This window comes from Pseudomonas sp. ZL2, assembly GCF_054788455.1.
This window is the reverse complement of record NZ_JBGOGX010000004.1, coordinates 270,028-288,648: the sequence shown is the minus strand read 5'-3', so window position 1 is coordinate 288,648 and position 18,621 is coordinate 270,028. Positions and strand designations below refer to the sequence as shown.

At 64.2% G+C, this 18,621-nt stretch carries 15 protein-coding genes and 1 pseudogene; 8 read left to right on the top strand and 8 right to left on the bottom strand.

What is annotated here, in order from left to right:
- Positions 1-41: 41 nt before the first annotated feature.
- From ABM562_RS07300 to edd, 8 genes are all read right to left on the bottom strand, one after another.
- The gene (locus tag ABM562_RS07300; protein ID WP_134064127.1) at positions 42-1,196 is read right to left on the bottom strand and encodes an ABC transporter ATP-binding protein; all 1,155 of its coding nucleotides are present in this window, start codon (positions 1,194-1,196) and stop codon (positions 42-44) included.
- 6 nt (positions 1,197-1,202) lie between these two features.
- Positions 1,203-2,048, bottom strand: coding sequence for a carbohydrate ABC transporter permease (locus ABM562_RS07295; protein WP_115088542.1), 846 nt, complete (start codon positions 2,046-2,048; stop codon positions 1,203-1,205).
- Positions 2,041-2,949, bottom strand: a complete 909-nt coding sequence (locus ABM562_RS07290) for a carbohydrate ABC transporter permease (RefSeq protein WP_115088543.1) — start codon at positions 2,947-2,949, stop codon at positions 2,041-2,043. Before ABM562_RS07290 ends, ABM562_RS07295 begins: the two co-directional genes overlap by 8 nt.
- Positions 2,950-3,084: 135 nt before the next feature.
- Positions 3,085-4,347, bottom strand: a complete 1,263-nt coding sequence (locus ABM562_RS07285) for an ABC transporter substrate-binding protein (RefSeq protein WP_460421281.1) — start codon at positions 4,345-4,347, stop codon at positions 3,085-3,087.
- A gap of 144 nt (positions 4,348-4,491) precedes the next feature.
- Entirely contained in the window at positions 4,492-5,886 is a 1,395-nt protein-coding gene (locus tag ABM562_RS07280; RefSeq protein ID WP_275670891.1) for an ATP-binding protein, read from the bottom strand.
- Between the two features lie 43 nt (positions 5,887-5,929).
- Entirely contained in the window at positions 5,930-6,628 is a 699-nt protein-coding gene (locus tag ABM562_RS07275) for a response regulator (protein WP_460421327.1), read from the bottom strand.
- 75 nt (positions 6,629-6,703) lie between these two features.
- Positions 6,704-7,657, bottom strand: a complete 954-nt coding sequence (locus ABM562_RS07270; RefSeq protein ID WP_115088546.1) for a glucokinase — start codon at positions 7,655-7,657, stop codon at positions 6,704-6,706.
- A complete protein-coding gene (gene edd / locus ABM562_RS07265; RefSeq protein ID WP_134064132.1) occupies positions 7,654-9,480 on the bottom strand; it encodes a phosphogluconate dehydratase in 1,827 nt (608 codons plus the stop codon). The genes ABM562_RS07270 and edd overlap by 4 nt, the downstream gene beginning before the upstream one ends.
- A 269-nt stretch (positions 9,481-9,749) precedes the next feature.
- Between edd and gap the strand changes: the two genes are divergently transcribed.
- The 8 genes and pseudogenes from gap to ABM562_RS07225 all read left to right on the top strand — a co-directional run bounded on the left by gap (position 9,750) and on the right by ABM562_RS07225 (position 18,597).
- Entirely contained in the window at positions 9,750-10,751 is a 1,002-nt protein-coding gene (gene gap, locus ABM562_RS07260) for a type I glyceraldehyde-3-phosphate dehydrogenase (protein WP_115088548.1), read from the top strand.
- A gap of 88 nt (positions 10,752-10,839) precedes the next feature.
- Positions 10,840-11,352 carry an RNA polymerase sigma factor gene (locus ABM562_RS07255; protein ID WP_115088549.1) on the top strand — a complete coding sequence of 171 codons (513 nt, stop codon included), beginning with the start codon at positions 10,840-10,842 and terminating at the stop codon, positions 11,350-11,352.
- 94 nt (positions 11,353-11,446) lie between these two features.
- Complete coding sequence (locus tag ABM562_RS07250; protein ID WP_460421278.1) at positions 11,447-12,409, top strand: FecR family protein; 963 nt, start codon at positions 11,447-11,449, stop codon at positions 12,407-12,409.
- A 119-nt stretch (positions 12,410-12,528) separates the two neighbouring features.
- The gene (locus tag ABM562_RS07245) at positions 12,529-15,123 is read left to right on the top strand and encodes a TonB-dependent receptor (RefSeq protein ID WP_460421276.1); all 2,595 of its coding nucleotides are present in this window, start codon (positions 12,529-12,531) and stop codon (positions 15,121-15,123) included.
- A gap of 145 nt (positions 15,124-15,268) precedes the next feature.
- Positions 15,269-15,883: a biliverdin-producing heme oxygenase gene (locus ABM562_RS07240; protein ID WP_115088551.1), complete on the top strand. Its 615-nt coding sequence runs from the start codon at positions 15,269-15,271 to the stop codon at positions 15,881-15,883.
- Positions 15,884-15,943: 60 nt separating this feature from the next.
- Complete coding sequence (locus ABM562_RS07235) at positions 15,944-16,369, top strand: YbaN family protein (RefSeq protein WP_115088882.1); 426 nt, start codon at positions 15,944-15,946, stop codon at positions 16,367-16,369.
- A 101-nt stretch (positions 16,370-16,470) separates the two neighbouring features.
- Positions 16,471-17,739 (top strand): annotated as a pseudogene (locus ABM562_RS07230) (PDC sensor domain-containing protein); the annotation flags it as partial.
- Between the two features lie 102 nt (positions 17,740-17,841).
- The gene (locus ABM562_RS07225) at positions 17,842-18,597 is read left to right on the top strand and encodes a methyl-accepting chemotaxis protein (RefSeq protein WP_415842535.1); all 756 of its coding nucleotides are present in this window, start codon (positions 17,842-17,844) and stop codon (positions 18,595-18,597) included.
- Positions 18,598-18,621: the final 24 nt, after the last annotated feature.

The following is an 18,621-nucleotide window of genomic DNA, read 5'->3' as shown; positions in this document are numbered from 1 at the left end:
GTTTTATTGTTCTCGATGGGTGTCTACGTTCTATAACGAATTCAGCGGCCCTTGAATTGGGCGACATTGTCCTTGCTCGCCTGTGCTGGCGCGGCGACACCCAGGCGCTCGCCGGTGGCGGCATCGAACAGCAGCACCCGTGCCGGATCGAACTGCAGGTTCAGGGTGTCGCCGACCTGGGTCGGCACATCCGGGGCCAGTCGGCAGCAGACCTTGGTCTGGTTGAGGGTGACGAACACCAGCAGGTCCGGCCCGGTGGGCTCGGTGATCTGCACTTCGGCACGAATACTCGGCAAACCATTGGCCTGGGCCGGGGCCAGAGCGATCTGTTCCGGGCGCATGCCGAGGATCACTTCACGGTCCTCCAGGCCCGCCACATTGAAGCCCAAGGGTAGCTCGCAGCGGGCCTGGCCACTGTCGAGCAGGGCCAGCAGGCGGCCGTCCTTGCGCTGCAGGCGCAGGGGAATGAAGTTCATCGGGGGCGAACCGATGAAGCTGGCCACGAACAGGTTGGCCGGATCGTTGTAGATCTGCTGCGGGGTGCCGAACTGCTGAATCAGCCCGTCCTTCATCACCGCCACCTTGTCGCCCAGGGTCATGGCCTCGATCTGATCGTGGGTGACGTACACCGTGGTGGTCTTCAGGCGCTGGTGCATCAGCTTGATTTCGGTGCGCATCTCCACCCGCAGCTTGGCGTCGAGGTTGGACAGCGGCTCGTCGAACAGGTAGATCTTCGGCCGCCGCGCCAGCGCCCGGCCCATGGCCACGCGTTGCTGCTGGCCACCGGACAGTTGGCCAGGCTTGCGCGTCAGCAGGTGCTCGATCTGCAGCAGCTTGGCCACTCGCGCCACCTCTTCGTCGATGGCGGCGGCAGGCATCTTGCGCATTTTCAGGCCGAAGGCGATGTTGTCGCGCACATTCATGGTCGGGTACAGCGCGTAAGACTGGAACACCATGGCGATGTCGCGATCCTTGGGGCTCATGCCGCTGATGTCGGCATCGTCCACCAGGATCGCCCCGCCGCTGATCTGTTCGAGGCCGGCGATGCAGTTCATCAGGGTCGATTTACCGCACCCGGACGGGCCGACCAGAATCAGGAATTCGCCGGAGTCGATCGACAGTTCGATGTTCTTCAGGGTGTCCGGCAGACCGCTGCCGTAGCTCTTGTTGACGTTGCGCAGTTCAAGCGTTGCCATTGTTGTTTACCCCTTGACCGCGCCGGCCGTGAGCCCGCGCAGGAAATACTTGCCAGCCAGCACATAGACCAACAGGGTCGGTAACCCGGCGATCATCGCCGCCGCCATGTCGACGTTGTATTCCTTGACCCCGGTGCTGGTGTTGACCAGGTTGTTCAGGGCCACGGTGATCGGTTGCGCATCGCCGCTGGCGAACACCACGCCGAAGAGAAAGTCGTTCCAGATCTGGGTGAACTGCCAGATCAGGCAGACCATGATGATCGGCACCGACATCGGCAGCAGGATGCGCCCGAAGATGGTGAAAAAACCCGCGCCATCGAGCCGCGCCGCCCGCACCAGAGCCTCCGGCACGCTGCAGTAGTAGTTGCGGAAAAACAGCGTGGTGAAGGCCAGGCCGTAGACGATATGCACCAGCACCAGGCCGCTGGTGGTGCTGGCCAGGCCAAGCTTGCCGAGGGTGAACGAGGCCGGCAGCAGCACGGTCTGGAACGGCAGGAAGCAGCCGAACAAGAGCAGGCCGAAGAACAGCTGCGACCCCCTGAAACGCCACATCGACAGCACATAGCCGTTGAGCGCACCGAGCAGGGTCGAGATCACCACCGCCGGCACGGTGATCTTCACCGAGTTCCAGAAGTAGCCGCCGACCGTGTCCCAGGCCTTGATCCAGCCGATGCCGGTGATCACCTCGGGCCAGCTCAGCAGGTTGCCGGTACGGATGTCTTCCGGCGACTTGAAGCTGGTCAGCAGCATCACGATCAGCGGGATCAGGTACAACGCACAGGCCAGGATCAGGGTCGAGTAGATGGCCAGGCGGCTGAAGCTCAACGAGCGGGGAGCGAGGGACCTAGTCATGGCGTTTGTTCCTCAGTTCCGAATACAGGTACGGCACCAGGATCGACAGGATCGCGCCGAGCATCAGGATCGCGCTGGCCGAGCCCATGCCCATCTGCCCACGGCTGAAGGTGAAGGAATACATGAACATCGCCGGCAGGTCAGAGGCATAGCCCGGGCCGCCCGCAGTCATGGCCGCGACCAGGTCGAAGCTCTTGATCGCGATGTGCGCAAGGATCATCAGTGCGCTGAAAAACACCGGGCGCAAACTTGGCAAGACGATGCGCAGGTAGATGCTCGGCAGGCTGGCGCCATCGACTTGCGCGGCACGGATGATCGACTGATCGACGCCGCGCAGGCCGGCCAGGAACAGCGCCATGACAAAGCCCGAGGCCTGCCACACGGCGGCGATCACCAGGCAGTAGACAACCCGGTCGGGGTCCACCAGCCAGTCCAGGCGAAAGCCTTCCCAGCCCCAGTCGCGAAGCATCTTGTCCAGGCCCAGGCCGGGGTTGAGCAGCCACTTCCAGGCGGTGCCGGTGACGATCATCGACAGCGCCATGGGGTACAGGTAAATAGTGCGAATGAACCCTTCGCGGCGGATGCGCTGGTCGAGCAAAATCGCCAGCAGCACGCCGATCACCAGGCTGATGGCGATGAACATGCCGCCGAACAGCAGCAGGTTCTTGCTCGCCACCCACCAGCGGTCGTTCTCCATCAGCCGTGCATATTGCGCCAGGCCCACCCACTTGTAGCTGGGCATGAAGCTTGAGTTGGTGAAGGACAGGACGAAGGTCCAGAGGATGTAGCCGTAAAAACCCACCAGGACGATCAACATGCTCGGCGCCAGTACCAGTTTCGGTAACCAGCGCTGCAGGGCGTCCAGGGGTGAGGCCTTGTTGATTGTGGCAACAGTGCTCATCAGAAAGTCTCGGTTGAAGGGCGGCGCTGCGCACCGCATCGCTGGCAAGCCAGCTCCCACAATGGACTGCATGCACCGACCCTGTGGGAGCTGGCTTGCCAGCGATGAAGCCCCGCAGAGTCGTTGCCTACACCATCACTTGGCCGACTTGATCGCCGAATTCAGCTGCTTGACCGCCATTGCCGGATCGGCTTTCGGGTCGTTGAAGAAGTTGGTGACGACATCGAAGATCGCCCCCTGCACCGCCAGGGAGGTCGCCATGTTGTGGGCCATGCTCGGTTGCAGGCCGTCACCCTTTTCCGCTTCCTTGAAGTCCACCGCCGACTTCTGCGTGCAGGCGTCGAACTGGCTCATGTCCATGTCCTGGCGCACCGGCAAGGAGCCCTTGTTCTGGTTGAACACGGTCTGGAACCGCGGTTCCAGGGCGACCTTGGCCAAGTCGTTCTGGGCCTTGATGTCGTTCTCGTTCTTGAGCTTGAACATCGCCAGCGAATCGATGTTGTAGGCGAAACTGCCCTGGGTGCCGGGGAAGGCCACGCACTGGTAGTCCTTGCCTGCCACTTTGCCGGCGGCGGTCCATTCGCTCTTGGCCCAGTCGCCCATGATCTGCATGCCGGCCTTGCCATTGATGACTTCGGCGGCAGCAATGTTCCAGTCGCGCCCGGCGCGATTGGGATCCATGTAAGTGCCCAGGCGCTTGAGGGTTTCGAACACCTTGACCATCTGCGCGCCAGTCAGGGTGTCTTCATCCAGTTCGACGAAGGCTTTGTGATAGCCCTGGGGCCCGAGGATGCTCAGCACCAGGTCTTCGAAAACGGTGCTGTCCTGCCACGGCTGGCCGCCATGGGCGAGCGGGATGAAACCGGCCGCCTTGAGCTTGTCGGCGGCGGCGAACAGTTCATCGAGGGTGGTCGGCACCTTGGCCCCGGCCTTGTCGAACACCTGCGGGTTGATCCACAGCCAGTTGACCCGGTGGATGTTCACCGGCACCGCTACATAGTGGCCGTCGTACTGCATGATCTGGGCGACTTTCTTTGGCAGCAGGGCGTCCCAGTTGTTGGCTCTGGAGACATCGTCGAGCTCGGTGAGCAGGCCCAGCGCACCCCACTCCTGGATGTCCGGCCCCTTGATCTGGGCGGCGCCTGGCGGGTTACCGGCCACTGCGCGGCTCTTCAGTACGGTCATGGCCGCTGCGCCACCGCCACCGGCGACGGCGTTGTCCTTCCAGGTGAAACCGTCTTTCTCGACTTGTTCCTTGAGGGTTTTCACCGCCGCGGCTTCGCCTCCGGAGGTCCACCAGTGAGTGACTTCGACCGTGCCGTTAGCGGCAGCAATAGCACTCAGGGGCAACAAGGAGGCGAGGGAAATGACAGCGGCGAGGCGATTGATCGCATTCATCGAGAGGAACCTTTTCTTGTTGTTATGCAGGTGCAAGTCGTGGTGCTTGCGCTTGCATTGGAGTCTAACCAACGGCACTCGGGCCGGAGGTAACGAAGGGATGCGCGAATGTCACCAGCTGGTGACATTCGCCCAGGCAGAATTTCAGTCAACGCTGCGCGGCAGGCTCAAGGTCACCCGCAAGCCGCCCTCACGCAGGTTGCGCAGGCTCACCTCGCCGCCGTGGCTGTGGGCGATGTTGCGCGCGATACCCAGGCCCAGGCCGTAGCCCTGCTGCTGTCCGGCCAGGCGAAAATGCGGCTCGAACACCTGCTCCTGACGTTGCTCGGGCACGCCCGGGCCCTCGTCATCGACCTGCAAGACAAAGCCAATGTCACTGTCGAGGATGCGCAGGTGGGCGCGCTCGCCGTATTTCAGGGCGTTGTCGATCAAGTTGCCAATGCAGCGCTTGAGCGCCAGTGGCTTGCCGGGATAAGGCGCCTGGGCGCGACCTTCGAGGGTGATCTGGCCACTGCCCAGGTACGGTTCGACCAGGCATTCGAGCACCTGGTTGAGGTCGATACGCTCGATGTTCTCGTGGATGTCGGTGTCCTTCACACATTGCAGCGCGCCCTTGACCAGCATCTCCAGCTCGTCCAGGTCGCGGCCGAACTTGGCCTGCAACTGCTCGTCATCAAGCAACTCGACACGCAGGCGCAAGCGCGTGATCGGCGTGCGCAGGTCGTGGGAGATGGCGCTGAACAACTGGCTGCGTTCGGTCAGGTAGCGGCTGATGCGCTCGCGCATGGCGTTGAAGGCCCGGCCCACCTCCTCCACTTCACTGCCACCGCCTTCGGTCACCGGCTCGACGTCGGCCCCCAGCGACATCTCCCGTGCGGCCAGGGCCAGGCGCTTGAGCGGGCGGCTCTGCCAGTGCACCAGCAGACCGATGAACAGCAGCAGGAATGAACTGGTCAGCACGATGAACCATAACTGCTGGCTGGGCAGGCCCTGCTCTTCGAGGCTGGTGTAGGGCTCGGGCAGCAGCGAGGCGATGTACAGCCACTCGCCTTCAGCGAGGCGAATCTGGGTCACCAGCACCGGCGGGTTGATCGGCTCCAGGGTCAGCGCATAGTGGGCCCAGGAACGCGGCAGCTCATCGAGCTTCAGGCCGCTGTTGAAGATCCGCAAATCCTGCGGGCTGACAAACTGGATGGAAATTTCCAGCTGCGCGCCGAGGCGCTGGTGCAGCACATCAGCGACGGCGTCGATCACCGCCTCCTTGCGCGGCGTGGCCGGCAGCACCTGCATGCCCAGCGGTTTGTCGTTGAGCGAAACGACGAAGCGGGTACCGCCCATGCTACGCAACTGGTCGAGCACCATCGGCCGGTAAGCCACCGGCAGGGAGCGAAAATAACTGACGCTGGCACTCATCGAATGGGCCAGGCTGCGCGCGCTGGCGACCAGGCCTTCCATCTGGCTGGCACGCAATTGCGACAACCAGATCACACTCGACAGCCCCTGGGCCAGCAACACCACCAGCAAGGTCAACAGCAGCATGCGCCCCAGCAGCGAGCGTGGCAGCGGCAGGCGCCAGCGCCCTTCAGTGCGCGGGCGCAACACTGGCCGCCAGCAGGTAGCCACTGCCGCGTACGGTACGGATCAACCGTGGCGGTTTTTCGGTGTCGCGCAGGCGTTGGCGCAGGCGGCTGACCGCCATGTCGACAATGCGGTCCAGCGGCATCGGCTCACGGCCTCGGGTGGCGTTGCCGATGGTGTCGCGGTCGAGGATCTGTTGCGGGTGATCGAGGAACAGCTTGAGCAAGGCGAAGTCGGCACCGGAGAGAATCACCTCTTCACCATCGCGGTGGAACAAGCGGTGGCTGATGGTATCCAGGCGCCAGTCATCGAAGGCCAGCACATCACAGCCACTGCGCTCCTGGCCAAAACCGGCACGGCGCAGCAGCGCCTTGATCCGCGCCTGCAGTTCGCGCGGGCTGAAGGGTTTGCCCAGGTAATCATCGGCGCCCAGCTCCAGGCCGATGACCCGGTCGGCTTCGTCGGAGCTGGCGGTGAGCATGATGATCGGCACCTGGGCCAGGCGCGGATGCTGGCGCACCCAGCGACACAGGCTGAAACCGTCTTCGTCGGGCAACATCACGTCGAGGATCACCAGGTCGCAGTCGCTGGCGTTCAGGGCCTGGCGAAAGCCGCGCCCGTCGGCCACCGCCTGGACGCTGAAACCGGCGCGGCTCAGGTAGGTCTGCAGCAGTTCACGAATGTCCTGGTCGTCGTCGACCATCAATATCGACTTGCTCACGCATCACTCCTTGTTGAACAGGGTGAGTGCTTCGCGGGGCAAGCCCGCGCCTACACCTCAGCCGGCTTGTTGCAGCGCCACGCCGGCCCCGAGCAAGCCGGAGAACTCGGCGGTCACCAACCATACCGGGAGATCCTTGAAGTAGCCACTCATGCAGCCCTTGTCGGCAAAGCTGGCGCCAAAGCCGCTGCGCAGGAACAGCTCGGCAAAGCGTGGAACGATGCCGCCGACGATAAACACCCCGCCACGCCCGCCGAGGGTCAGGACGTTGTTGCCCGCCACCCGGCCCAGGAAACGGCAGAACTGCTCGATCACCGCCAGGGCAACGGGCTCACCGGCCAGCGCCGCGTCGGTGATCGCCGCCGGACTTTGCAGCGGAGCAGGCTGACCATCCAGGGCACAGATGGCCTGGTACAAGCGCAGCAGGCCGCCGCCGCTGAGGACGGTTTCGGCGCTGACATGGCCGATTTCGCTTTCGATCTGCTGGCGGATCTGCGCTTCGCGGGCATTGCCCACCGGCAGGTCGACATGCCCGCCCTCGCCCGGCAAAGCCATCCAGCGGTCCTCACCCAGGTTGAGCAAGGTGCCGACGCCAAGGCCGGTGCCCGGGCCGATCACCAGCGCCGGGCGGCTGGCATCAGGCGTGCCTGCGCAGACGGTACGGTACTCGTCCGCCTGCAAGCGGGTCATGCCCAGGGCCATGGCGGTGAAGTCGTTGATCAGCAGCAACTGCTCGACCTGCAAGGTTTTGCAGAACGCCTGGCGGCTGAGCCGCCAGTGGTTGTTGGTAAAGCGAAACTCATCACCGTCGACCGGCCCGGCCACCGCCAGGCACACCGCGCCCAGCTCGCCGCGGGCCAGGCCCTGGTCAGCCAGGTAAGCGCCAATGGCCTGTTCCGGGCTGGTGTAGTCCGCCGTGGCAAAGACCTGCACCGCGTGCATGCGGTTGTCTTCCCAGAGGGCGAAGCGTGCATTGGTGCCGCCGATATCGCCGACCAGTGCGCGCTTCATTTGAGTGTCTCCAGGGCCGAGGTGAAGGCGCTGGCGCCTTTCTCTGCCGGGCTCAGGGCGGTACGCAGGAAGCCGAACAGCTCGCGGCCGCAACCCAGGTCGTTGCCGGTCGGTGGTGCGGGCAGTTCTCGATCGGCCAGCTCGGCTGCACTGAGTTTCACCGTCAGGGTACCCGCCACGCCGTCGACGCGGACGATATCGCCATCGCGCAGGCGCGCCAGCGGGCCGCCATCGAAAGCTTCGGGGCAGACATGAATGGCTGCGGGGATTTTCCCTGAAGCACCGGACATGCGCCCGTCGGTTACCAGTGCGACCTTGAAGCCACGGTCCTGCAACACGCCAAGGAACGGGGTCATCTTGTGCAGCTCGGGCATGCCGTTGCAGCGCGGCCCCTGGAAGCGCATTACCGCAACGAAATCACGCTCCAGCTCGCCGGCCTGGAAGGCATCGGCCAGCGCCTGCTGGTCATGGAACACCAGTGCCGGGGCTTCGACCACCTGATGCTCGGGGGCTACTGCGGACACCTTCATCACCCCGCGACCGAGGTTGCCTTCCATGACCCGCAGACCGCCTTCGGGCGAGAACGCCCGTGCCACTGGGCGCAGGATCGCCTCATCAAGGCTGGCCTTCGGGCCTTCGCGCCAGACCAGTTTGCCGGCCTCAAGGAACGGCTCCTGGGTGTAGCGACGCAGGCCATGGCCGGCGACGGTGTTGACGTCTTCGTGGAGCAAACCGGCATCGAGCAGTTCGCGAATCAGGAAGGCCATGCCGCCGGCAGCCTGGAAGTGGTTGATGTCGGCCTTGCCGTTCGGATAGACGTGGGACAGGGTCGGCACCACTTCCGAGAGCTCGGCCATGTCCTGCCAGGTCAGCTGGATGCCGGCGGCCTGGGCAATCGCCGGCATGTGCAGGGTGTGGTTGGTCGAGCCGCCGGTGGCGTGCAGGGCAACGATGGAGTTGACCAGGGATTTCTCGTCGACGATCTCACCCAGCGGCATAAAGGCGCCACTGGCCTTGGTCATGCGCGTGACCTGCTGCGCAGCCTCGACAGTCAGGGCATCGCGCAGCGGCGTATACGGGTTGACGAAAGAGGCGCCCGGCAGGTGCAGGCCCATCACTTCCATCAGCAGCTGGTTGGTATTGGCAGTGCCGTAGAAGGTGCAAGTGCCGGGGCTGTGGTAGGACTTCATCTCCGACTCCAGCAGCTCTTCGCGACTGGCCTTGCCTTCGGCGTAACGCTGGCGCACATCGGCTTTCTCCTTGTTGGAGATGCCCGACGGCATCGGCCCACCCGGCACGAACAGCGTTGGCAGATGGCCGAAGCGCAACGCGCCCATCAGCAGGCCGGGGACGATCTTGTCGCAGATGCCGAGCATCAGCGCCGCATCGAACATGTTGTGTGACAGGGCGATGGCGGTGGACATGGCGATCACTTCGCGGCTGGCGATGCCCAGTTCCATACCGGGTTCACCCTGGGTGACGCCGTCGCACATGGCCGGCACACCGCCGGCGAACTGGCCGACCGAGCCGATTTCGCGCAGCGCCTGCTTGATCTGTTCGGGGTAATGCTCGTAGGGCTGGTGCGCCGAGAGCATGTCGTTGTAGGCGGAGACGATGGCGACGTTGGCCGCGTTCATCATCCGCAGGCTTTGCTTGTCCTGGCTGCCGCAGCCGGCGACACCGTGAGCGAAGTTGGCGCACTGCAGCTTGGCACGCATCGGCCCGTCGCTGGCGGCCCCGCGAATCAGCTCAAGGTAGCGTTCACGGGTGGGGCGACTGCGGGCGATCAGCCGTTGGGTGACCTCAAGAATGCGCGGATGCATGTACTGGACTCCAGGCTATCGGTGGTTGCGACCTCTGCGGCGGTTTCCCTTATCAACGATCGCGGCCTAGGCTCAATGGCAGGGGCGATGCGTTGCGGGAGGAACGGCTTGGCCGATCGCTCGTTGTAGATTGAATAAAATATTGCCAGCAAAAAGGCTTGTTTTCTATTTTTTTACGAATAATCTTGTAATTCCAACAACAAAATCAGATGCAGTGAAGCAAAACTTCAATTGCCACGGGCTTCACCCGGTCTCCCAGAGGTAGCTCCATGACCCTTCGTATCGCAATCAATGGCTTTGGCCGCATCGGCCGCAACATCCTTCGCGCACTCTATACCCAAGGCTACCGTCAGGATCTGCAGGTCGTCGCCATCAACGACCTGGGCGACAGCGCGATCAATGCCCATCTGCTCAAATACGACAGCGTCCACGGCAGCTTCGCTGCCACGGTTGAATCCGATCACGAGAGCATTACCGTCAACGGCGACCGCATCGCCGTCAGCGCCATCCGCAACCCGGCGGAGCTGCCATGGAAAGCCGAAGCCATCGATGTGGTGTTCGAGTGCACCGGTTTGTTCACCGAGCGCGCCAAGGCCGCCGCCCATCTTACTGCCGGGGCCGGCAAAGTCATTATCTCGGCGCCGGCCAAGGGGGCTGATGCCACCGTGGTGTACGGGGTCAACCATGACATCCTGCGCCCCTCGCACCAGATCATCTCCAGCGCTTCGTGCACCACCAACTGCCTGGCGCCGCTGGCCCAGGTGCTGCACCGCGAGTTCGGCATCGAGCAGGGGCTGATGACCACCATTCATGCCTACACCAACGACCAGAACCTTACCGACGTCTACCACAGCGACCCGTTCCGCGCCCGTTCGGCGACCCAGTCGATGATCCCGAGCAAGACCGGCGCCGCCGAAGCCGTGGGCCTGGTGCTGCCGGAACTGGCCGGCAAGCTCACCGGCATGGCCGTGCGGGTGCCGGTGATCAACGTGTCGCTGGTCGACCTCACCGTCAACCTTGAGCGCGAGGCCACGGCCGAGGCCGTCAACGCGCTGTTCAAGGAAGCCAGCCGGCATTCCAAGGTGCTCGGCTACAACAGCCTGCCGCTGGTGTCCTGCGACTTCAACCACAACCCGTTGTCGTCGATTTTCGATGCCAACCATACCCGGGCCAACGGGCGCATGCTCAAGGTGATGGCCTGGTACGACAACGAATGGGGCTTCTCCAACCGCATGCTGGATAACTGCCTGGCGCTGCACAACGCCCGCTAGGACCATCCCTTGCAGGAGCGGAGGCAGTACTTGACCAACGCGCTGATGATAAGCATTATCATTCGCCACGCCATGGTCGGGTACCGCTGTGAGTCAGTCCCAGTTCAACGCCGTTTTCCTCGCGCAGCGGGTCAGCCTGCTGCGTACGCTGCAGCGCATGGTGGATAACCCCAGTACTGCCGAAGACCTGTTGCAGGAGACCTACCTGCGGGTGACCCGCGCCCTGGGCGAACGGCCCATCGAGCACCTCGAGCCTTTCGTGTTCCAGACCGCGCGCAACCTCGCCCTCGATCACTTGCGCGCACGCCGGGCGCAGTCGCGCAACCTGGTCGACGATGTGCCCGAGCAAGTCCTGCACAACGTCGCTGCGCCCAGCAGCAGTGCCGAAGACGCCGCCCACGCCGAACAACTGCTCAAGCGCCTGAGCGTCAGCCTCGCGCAATTGACCGAACGCCAACAGCGCATCTTCATCCTCAGCCGCCTGCATGGCGCCAGCTACCTGGAAATCGCCGAACAACTGAAAGTGTCGGCAAGCACGGTTCAGAAGGAACTGAAACTGATCATGGCCATCTGTGTAGGGGTAGCCGACCGGCTGAAGTAAACAGCCCGTCGTGGATCGCAGCTAAAACCTTGCCATCCCCATGGATACCCCGGATCATTCGCAAAAAAGCGCCAGCCCCGCCAAGGACCCACCCGTGACCGACAGTCCCTCTCCTCGCCCCTCGCCGCCTGGCCAAACCGCCAGTGACCGGGCCATGGACCAGGCCCTGGACTGGCTGATTCGCCTGCAATGTGCGTCAGAGCAAGACACCCAGGCCTTCGAAGCCTGGCTCGAGGCAGACCCGGCCAACGCCCGCGCCTATGTCGAGGCCGAGGCGGTCTGGAACGGCGCGCCCCTGCGCCAGGCCGCCGGGCAACTGCATCAGGTACAGCGCCGCAGCCTGCGCTCACGTATCCGCCCACACTGGAAACCCCTCGCTACGGCCGCTGTGCTGCTGGTGGGGATTTTCACCGTAGGCAACCTGCCGGTGCGCCTGCAGGCCGATCATCTGACCGTAGTGGGTGAACGCCAGCGGGTACAGCTGGACGACGGTTCCAAGGTCTTGCTCAACACCAATTCGGCGTTTGCCAGCGACCTGCGCGACAACCGCCAAGTGGCCCGGCTGCTGCAGGGCGAGGCCTACTTCGAGGTTCCCGGCGGCGCCCAGCCACCGCTGGAACTGCAGGCCGGCCCGCTGCGTGCCAGTGTGCGCGATACCGATTTTGCCGTGCGCTACCTCAACGGCGAAGCCCAGGTTCGGGTGCAACGCGGCGACGTCGACCTGCAGGCCAGCAGCGACCAGCGCATTCGCCTGTCGGCGGGTGACAGCATCAGCGTCGGGCCCAATGGCTTCGGCCAGCGCGGACGCCTGGATGCGCAAAAGGACCTGGCCTGGGTCCAGGGCCGCCTGGTGTTCGAGAACTGTCCGCTGAGCCAGGTGCTGGCCGAACTGCGCCGCTACTACCCCGGCTGGATCATCAACGGCAACGAGCAGCTGGCAAACGTCGCGGTCACCGGCAACTACCGCCTCGACCAGCCCCTGGAAACCTTGCGTGCCCTGGCCCACATCACCTCGGCACAGTTGCACGAGTACCCGGCGCTGGTGATTCTCAACTGAGGCAAAAGTTTTTTTACGCGATCCCTGAAGCTGTTACGTCTCGTTATAGCCAATGCAACTGATTCTTATTTTTGAATCAGCCAGCACCTATAACATTCGCGCGACAGGGAGCGCTTTCGATGTCCACTGGTTTCACTCGTCGATCTTCAGCCACTTCACGTACCCCCGGCCTGCAGCGTTGCACGCTCTCCCTGTTGACCCTGGCCATGCTCGCCAGCGGCGCCTGCAGCCTGCCGGCGTTAGCCGCGGAACCGGCCCAGGCCAGTGCCCCGCGCATGGGCGACTACCGCTTCGCCATCAACCAGCAGCCGCTGGTGTCGGCGCTCAACGCCTTTACCGCGGTGACCGGCTGGCAAGTGGGCTTCTCTGCGGAACTTGCCGAGGGCGTCGCCTCGCCGGGCGTGCATGGCTCGCTGAAACCGGAAGCGGCCCTGCAGCGCCTGCTGGCCGGCACCGGCCTGAGCTACCGCACGCTCAACAGCGGCAACGTGGTGATCGAACGCAGCGCCAGCAAGGCCATCGCCCTGCAGCAAATCACCGTCAGCGCCACCCGTAGCGCCCAGGACATCAGCCAGGTGCCGAGCACCGTCAGCGTACAGACCCGCGAGCAGCTCGATCGCCAGAACGTCAACAACATCAAGGAACTGGTGCGTTACGAGCCTGGCGTTTCGGTCAGCGGCACCGGCCAGCGCAGCGGCCTGAACGGCTACAACATCCGCGGTATCGACGGTGAGCGGGTGCTGACCCAGATCGACGGCGTGTCGATCCCCGACAGTTTCTTCTTCGGCCCCTACGCCCAGACCCAGCGCAACTACGTCGACCCTGAGATCGTCAAGCGCGTGGAGATCCTCCGTGGCCCGGCTTCGGTGCTGTACGGCAGCAACGCCATTGGCGGCGCGGTCAGCTACTTCACCCTCGACCCCGACGACATCATCAAGCCTGGCCAGGACGTCGGCGCACGCCTGAAGACCGGCTACAGCTCGGCAGACGAAAGCTGGCTGAACTCGGCCACCGTCTCCGGCCGCCAGGGCGAGTTCGACGGCCTGCTGCACCTGAGCCAGCGCAACGGCCATGAAACCGAGTCCTACAGCAGCCACGGCGGCACCGGCCTGGCACGCACCGCCGCCAACCCGGAAGACGTGCGCACCACCAACATCCTCGCCAAGGCCGGCTGGAACTACGCCGACGACGCGCGCCTGGCCTTCACTTACGAGAACTACAAGGACGACCGTGACCTGAAGCTCAAGAGCGCCGTGGGCGGGCCGTTCATTCCGGGCTTCGGCGCGATGAACGCGTACCGCGACCGCACCGGCAACGATACCGTGACCCGCGAGCGTTTCGGCATCAACCACGAATTCGCCCTGGGCAGCGTGCTGGCCGACAACATGAAGTGGACCCTGAACTACCAGATCGGCAAGACCGACCAGCGCACCGAAGAGCTCTATTTCGCCTCGGGTCGCCAGGTGTTCCGTGACCGCCAGACCACCTACAAGGACCGCCAGTGGGTGTTCGACGCACAACTGGACAAAGCCTTCAGCGTCGGCGCCACCGAGCACTTGCTGACCTACGGCACCACCCTCAAGCACCAGAAGGTCACCGGCTCGCGCAGCGGCACCGGCACCTGCCTGAATGTCGGTGGCAGCTGCCGCTTCATCGGCCAGGTCAGCACCAGTGACAGCCAGGCGCTGGTCAGTGACTTCCCCGATCCGACCGTCAACACCTACAGCCTGTTCGCCCAGGACGAGATCCGCTGGAACCAGTGGACCTTCCTGCCGGGCGTGCGCTACGACTACACCAAGCTCACCCCGCACATGACCGACGAGTTCCTGCGTGGCGTCGGCGCCAACCCCACCGACCCGGTCGACGACGACGCCAAGAAATGGCATCGGGTCTCGCCCAAGTTCGGCCTGACCTACGCCTTCAACGACAACTACACCTGGTACGGCCAGTACGCCGAAGGCTTCCGTACGCCGACCGCCAAGGCGTTGTACGGCCGCTTCGAGAACCCGGGCCTGGGCTACAGCGTGCGCGGTAACTCCAACCTCGAGCCGGAAAAGAGCAAGAGCTACGAGACCGGCCTGCGCGGCAACTTCGAGGCCGGTGACTTCGCCGTCGCGGTGTTCTACAACAAGTACCGCGACTTCATCAACGAAGACGCGGTGCAGGGCAGCAACCTCGGCCAGACCTTCGAAGCCAACAACATCAAGCACGCCACCATCAAGGGTGCCGAGTTCAAGGGCCGCCTGAACCTCGACGCCTTCGGCGCACCGCACGGCCTGTATACCCAGGGCTCGCTGGCCTACCTCTATGGCCGCAACGACGACACCGGCCAGCCGCTCAACAGCGTCAACCCGCTGACCGCGGTGATGGGCCTGGGTTACGAGCAGGAGCAATACGGCGCGCTGCTGAGCTGGACCCTGGTCAAACGCAAGAACCGCGTCGACGACACCACCTTCTTCGCCCCCGACGGCACCAGCAAGCAGTTCCGCACCCCGGGCTACGGTGTGCTCGACCTGACCGGCTTCTACAAGGTCACCGACGACATCACGGTCAACGCCGGCCTCTACAACCTGACCGACAAGAAGTACTGGCAGTGGGATGACGTGCGCGGCTACGACGGCCTCGGTGAAGCGGCGGTAACCGCCCCCGCCAACCTCGACCGCCTGACCATGCCGGGCCGCAATTTCGCCATCAACCTGGTCTGGGATATCTGAACCGCAGCGCGGGGCAAGCCCGCTCCTACAGATTTTGCAGGAGCGGGCTTGCCCCGTGAAAAGCCTTTGAGGTGAGGTTTTTTTACTGTCACGCGTCTTCTCATTCGTCTAGTCATCAGGCACGCCCATTTCGCAAGGAATCACCATGACCGCCGCTACCACCACCGAACGCGCCAGCCTGCGTTCGCAGCGTTTGAACCAGCTGACCCACGCCCCGCACACCGAACTCGACGCCCTGGTCAAATCCCACGCGCCGTTCGAAACCCGCGAGAGCTTCGCCCGCTTCGTGGTTGCCCAGTACCTGTTCCAGTCCGAGCTCAAGGCGCTGTACACCGACCCGGCACTGATCGCCATCGTCCCGGATCTGGCCGCACGCTGCCGCGCCGAACAGGCCGGCCTGGACCTGGCGGACTTGAACACCGAGATCCCGGCCGACTTTGCCGGCGCCCTGCAGCGCCCAAGCCTGGGTGAAGCCATGGGCTGGATCTTCGTTTCCGAAGGTTCCAAGCTCGGCGCTGCGTTCCTGATCAAGCGTGCCGTCGGCCTGGGCCTGTCGGACAGCTTCGGTGCCCGTCACCTGGGCGAACCGGCCGGTGGCCGCGCCGAAGGCTGGAAGCAGTTCACCCGCATCCTCGACGGCCTGGAACTGAGCGCCGAAGAAGAAGCCAAGGCCGAGCAAGGCGCCGTGGCCGCCTTCGAGCGTTTCACCGAGCTGCTCAAACACGCCTACGCAACTGCGCCTAAAGCCGAACTGGCCTGATGCGCCGTACCCGGTTACCCTCGTGGTAACCGGGCCTTGCCCGTGCACACCGACAAGCCCATGACCCGCCCAGCCGCTTCAAAACTCTCGCGCCTGCTCTTCGGCCTGCTGGCCTACGTCAGCCTGGGCATCGGCCTGGTGGCCATCGTGATTCCCGGCCTGCCCACCACCGAATTCATCCTCCTCGCCGCCTGGGCCGCCACCCGCAGCTCGCCGCGCCTGAGTGCCTGGCTGGAAAACCATCGCCTGTTTGGCCCGATCCTGAGCAACTGGCGCAACGGCAAGGTAATCCAGCGCCGGGCCAAGGTCAGCGCCACTGTCAGCATGCTGCTATGTGCCGGCGTGATGCTGGTGTTTCTGGAGCATCGCTGGCCGGTATTTCTCGCCATCGCCGGCATGACGCTGGGCAACCTGTGGATCTGGTCGCGGCCAGAAACCGCGCCCTTGAGCCTCGTCGACCGTTCATCGGCGCGCACTCATGGCTAAGGCTATAAAGCCGATGAACTGTTATCGCTAAAAGGATGTAGCGAACCGAGCCCGCCCAGTGGCTCGGTCCTCTACCGGCCTGCCTTTTAGCGAGTACGTCCATGTTCGACACGCTCTCGATCCGCCTGAAAATCGTCCTGCTCTCCGGCCTCTGCCTGCTTGGCGTGGTCGCACTCGTCGTCGGTATCAACCTGTATCAATCGCACCAGAGCGATGAACTGGTCGGCGACGCCAGCACCACCATGCTCACCCGCAACGTCCAGGCCCTGCTACAGGCCCGCGCCGGCGAAAAGGCCGAGATGCTGCGGCGTACTTTCAGCGACAGCCAGACCGTCATCACCGCCCTCGCCGACCAGGTCCAGGACCTGCAGCAATTGGCCCGCGACCGCGGCCTGAGCGCTGGCGACCTGCGTGAAGCGATCAACCAGAGCCTGGCCACCAGCTTCAAGCGCAACCCCGACGTACTGGGCGTGTGGCTGGCATTCGAGCCCGAAGGCCTGGACGGTGGCGACAGCGCGTTTGCCAACGATGCCAAGCGCCTGAGCAACGAGAGCGGCCGCTTCGCCAGTTACTGGAGCCGCGCCCAGGGCCAGGCCTTGAACACGGTGATCAGCGACGCCGACCTGAACAAGACCGAAATCAACCTCAGCGGCACGCCGTACAACGTCTGGTACACCTGCTCGCGCAACAGCGCCCGCGCCTGCCTGCTCGAGCCCTACTCCGACACCGTCGGCGGCAAGCAGATGCTGATGACCAGCATCACCATGCCCTTGCTGCACAACGGCAAGGTGATCGCCGTGGCTGGCGTTGATATTTCCCTCGATGCCCTTCAGGCCGCTGCCGCCAAAGCCCAGCAGGAGCTGTTCAATGGCGCCGGGCGCTTGATGATCGTCGCCCCCAGCGGCCTGCTGGCGGCCAACAGCAACGATGCCGGCAAGGTCGGCAAGAGCATCGACCAGGACGGCCAGCCGGCGCTGCAAAAGCTGGCCGCCAATCAGCCGCTGATCCTTGAGCAAGGCGAGACCATCCGCGCCGTGAACCCGGTGCAACCGATTGCCGACAGCAAGCCCTGGGGCATTCTGATCGACCTGCCCAAGCAGGTACTGCTGGCCGACGCCACCAGCCTGCAGGCCACCCTCGAAGACGCCCGCACCAGTGGCACCCTCAAGGTGGTGCTGTTCGCCACCCTGGCCGGTCTCGGCGGCCTGTTGCTGATGTGGCTGACCGCTACCGGTGTGACCCGCCCGCTGAACAGCGTGGCCAGCATGCTCGAAGACATCGCCAGCGGCGACGGCGACCTCACCCAGCGCCTGCGCTATGCGCGCAAGGACGAACTCGGCCGGCTGACCGGCGGCTTCAACCGTTTCCTCGACAAGCTGCAGCCGACCATCGCCCAGATCAAGCAGAGCATCACCCAGGCCCGGGCCACTGCCGACCAGTCCTCGGCGATTGCCCAGCGCACCAGCGAAGGCATGCAGGTGCAGTTTCGCGAGATCGACCAGGTGGCCACCGCCTCCAACGAGATGAGCGCCACCGCCCACGACGTCGCCAACAGCGCTGCCAGTGCCGCCGACGCCGCCCGCGGAGCCGACCGCTCGGCCAAGGACGGCATGGCGATCATCGAGCGCAGCACCCGCGACATCACCGTGCTCGCCGAACAGGTCAGCAAGGCTGTAAGCGAAGTGGAAACCCTGGCGCAGAACAGCGAGCAGATCGGCTCGGTGCTTGAAGTGATCCGCAGCATCGCCGAGCAGACCAACCTGCTGGCCCTCAACGCCGCCATCGAAGCGGCCCGCGCCGGCGAAAGCGGCCGTGGTTTTGCCGTGGTGGCCGACGAAGTACGCAACCTGGCGCGCCGTACCCAGGACTCGGTCGAAGAGATCCGCCTGGTGATCGAACGCATCCAGAGCAACACCCGCGAGGTGGTGGCGACCATGCATTCGAGTCACGGCAAAGCCCAGGAAAACGCCGGGCAGATCCACCAGGCGGTGCAGGCGCTGGACAAGATCAGCGAGGCGGTAACGGTGATCAGCGACATGAACCTGCAGATCGCCAGTGCCGCCGAGCAGCAAAGCGCGGTGGCCGAAGAGGTCAACCGCAACGTCTCGGCGATCCGTGGCGTGACCGAGACCCTGACCGGCCAGGCCGCCGAATCGGCCCAGGTGAGCAGCCAGCTCAATACCCTGTCGTCGCAGCAGATGGCCCTGATGGATCAGTTCAGGGTTTGACCTGGCGCCGCTGATGGTCTGCAA

Excerpts from the sequence above, each read along its gene's own strand:
- ABM562_RS07300 (WP_134064127.1), bottom strand. The coding sequence starts at position 1,196 with ATGGCAACGCTTGAACTGCGCAACGTCAACAAGAGCTACGGCAGCGGT.
- ABM562_RS07295 (WP_115088542.1), bottom strand. The coding sequence starts at position 2,048 with ATGACTAGGTCCCTCGCTCCCCGCTCGTTGAGCTTCAGCCGCCTGGCC.
- ABM562_RS07290 (WP_115088543.1), bottom strand. The coding sequence starts at position 2,949 with ATGAGCACTGTTGCCACAATCAACAAGGCCTCACCCCTGGACGCCCTG.
- ABM562_RS07285 (WP_460421281.1), bottom strand. The coding sequence starts at position 4,347 with ATGAATGCGATCAATCGCCTCGCCGCTGTCATTTCCCTCGCCTCCTTG.
- ABM562_RS07280 (WP_275670891.1), bottom strand. The coding sequence starts at position 5,886 with ATGCTGCTGTTGACCTTGCTGGTGGTGTTGCTGGCCCAGGGGCTGTCG.
- ABM562_RS07275 (WP_460421327.1), bottom strand. The coding sequence starts at position 6,628 with ATGGTCGACGACGACCAGGACATTCGTGAACTGCTGCAGACCTACCTG.
- ABM562_RS07270 (WP_115088546.1), bottom strand. The coding sequence starts at position 7,657 with ATGAAGCGCGCACTGGTCGGCGATATCGGCGGCACCAATGCACGCTTC.
- edd (WP_134064132.1), bottom strand. The coding sequence starts at position 9,480 with ATGCATCCGCGCATTCTTGAGGTCACCCAACGGCTGATCGCCCGCAGT.
- gap (WP_115088548.1), top strand. The coding sequence starts at position 9,750 with ATGACCCTTCGTATCGCAATCAATGGCTTTGGCCGCATCGGCCGCAAC.
- ABM562_RS07245 (WP_460421276.1), top strand. The coding sequence starts at position 12,529 with ATGTCCACTGGTTTCACTCGTCGATCTTCAGCCACTTCACGTACCCCC.
- ABM562_RS07240 (WP_115088551.1), top strand. The coding sequence starts at position 15,269 with ATGACCGCCGCTACCACCACCGAACGCGCCAGCCTGCGTTCGCAGCGT.
- ABM562_RS07235 (WP_115088882.1), top strand. The coding sequence starts at position 15,944 with ATGACCCGCCCAGCCGCTTCAAAACTCTCGCGCCTGCTCTTCGGCCTG.
- ABM562_RS07225 (WP_415842535.1), top strand. The coding sequence starts at position 17,842 with ATGCAGGTGCAGTTTCGCGAGATCGACCAGGTGGCCACCGCCTCCAAC.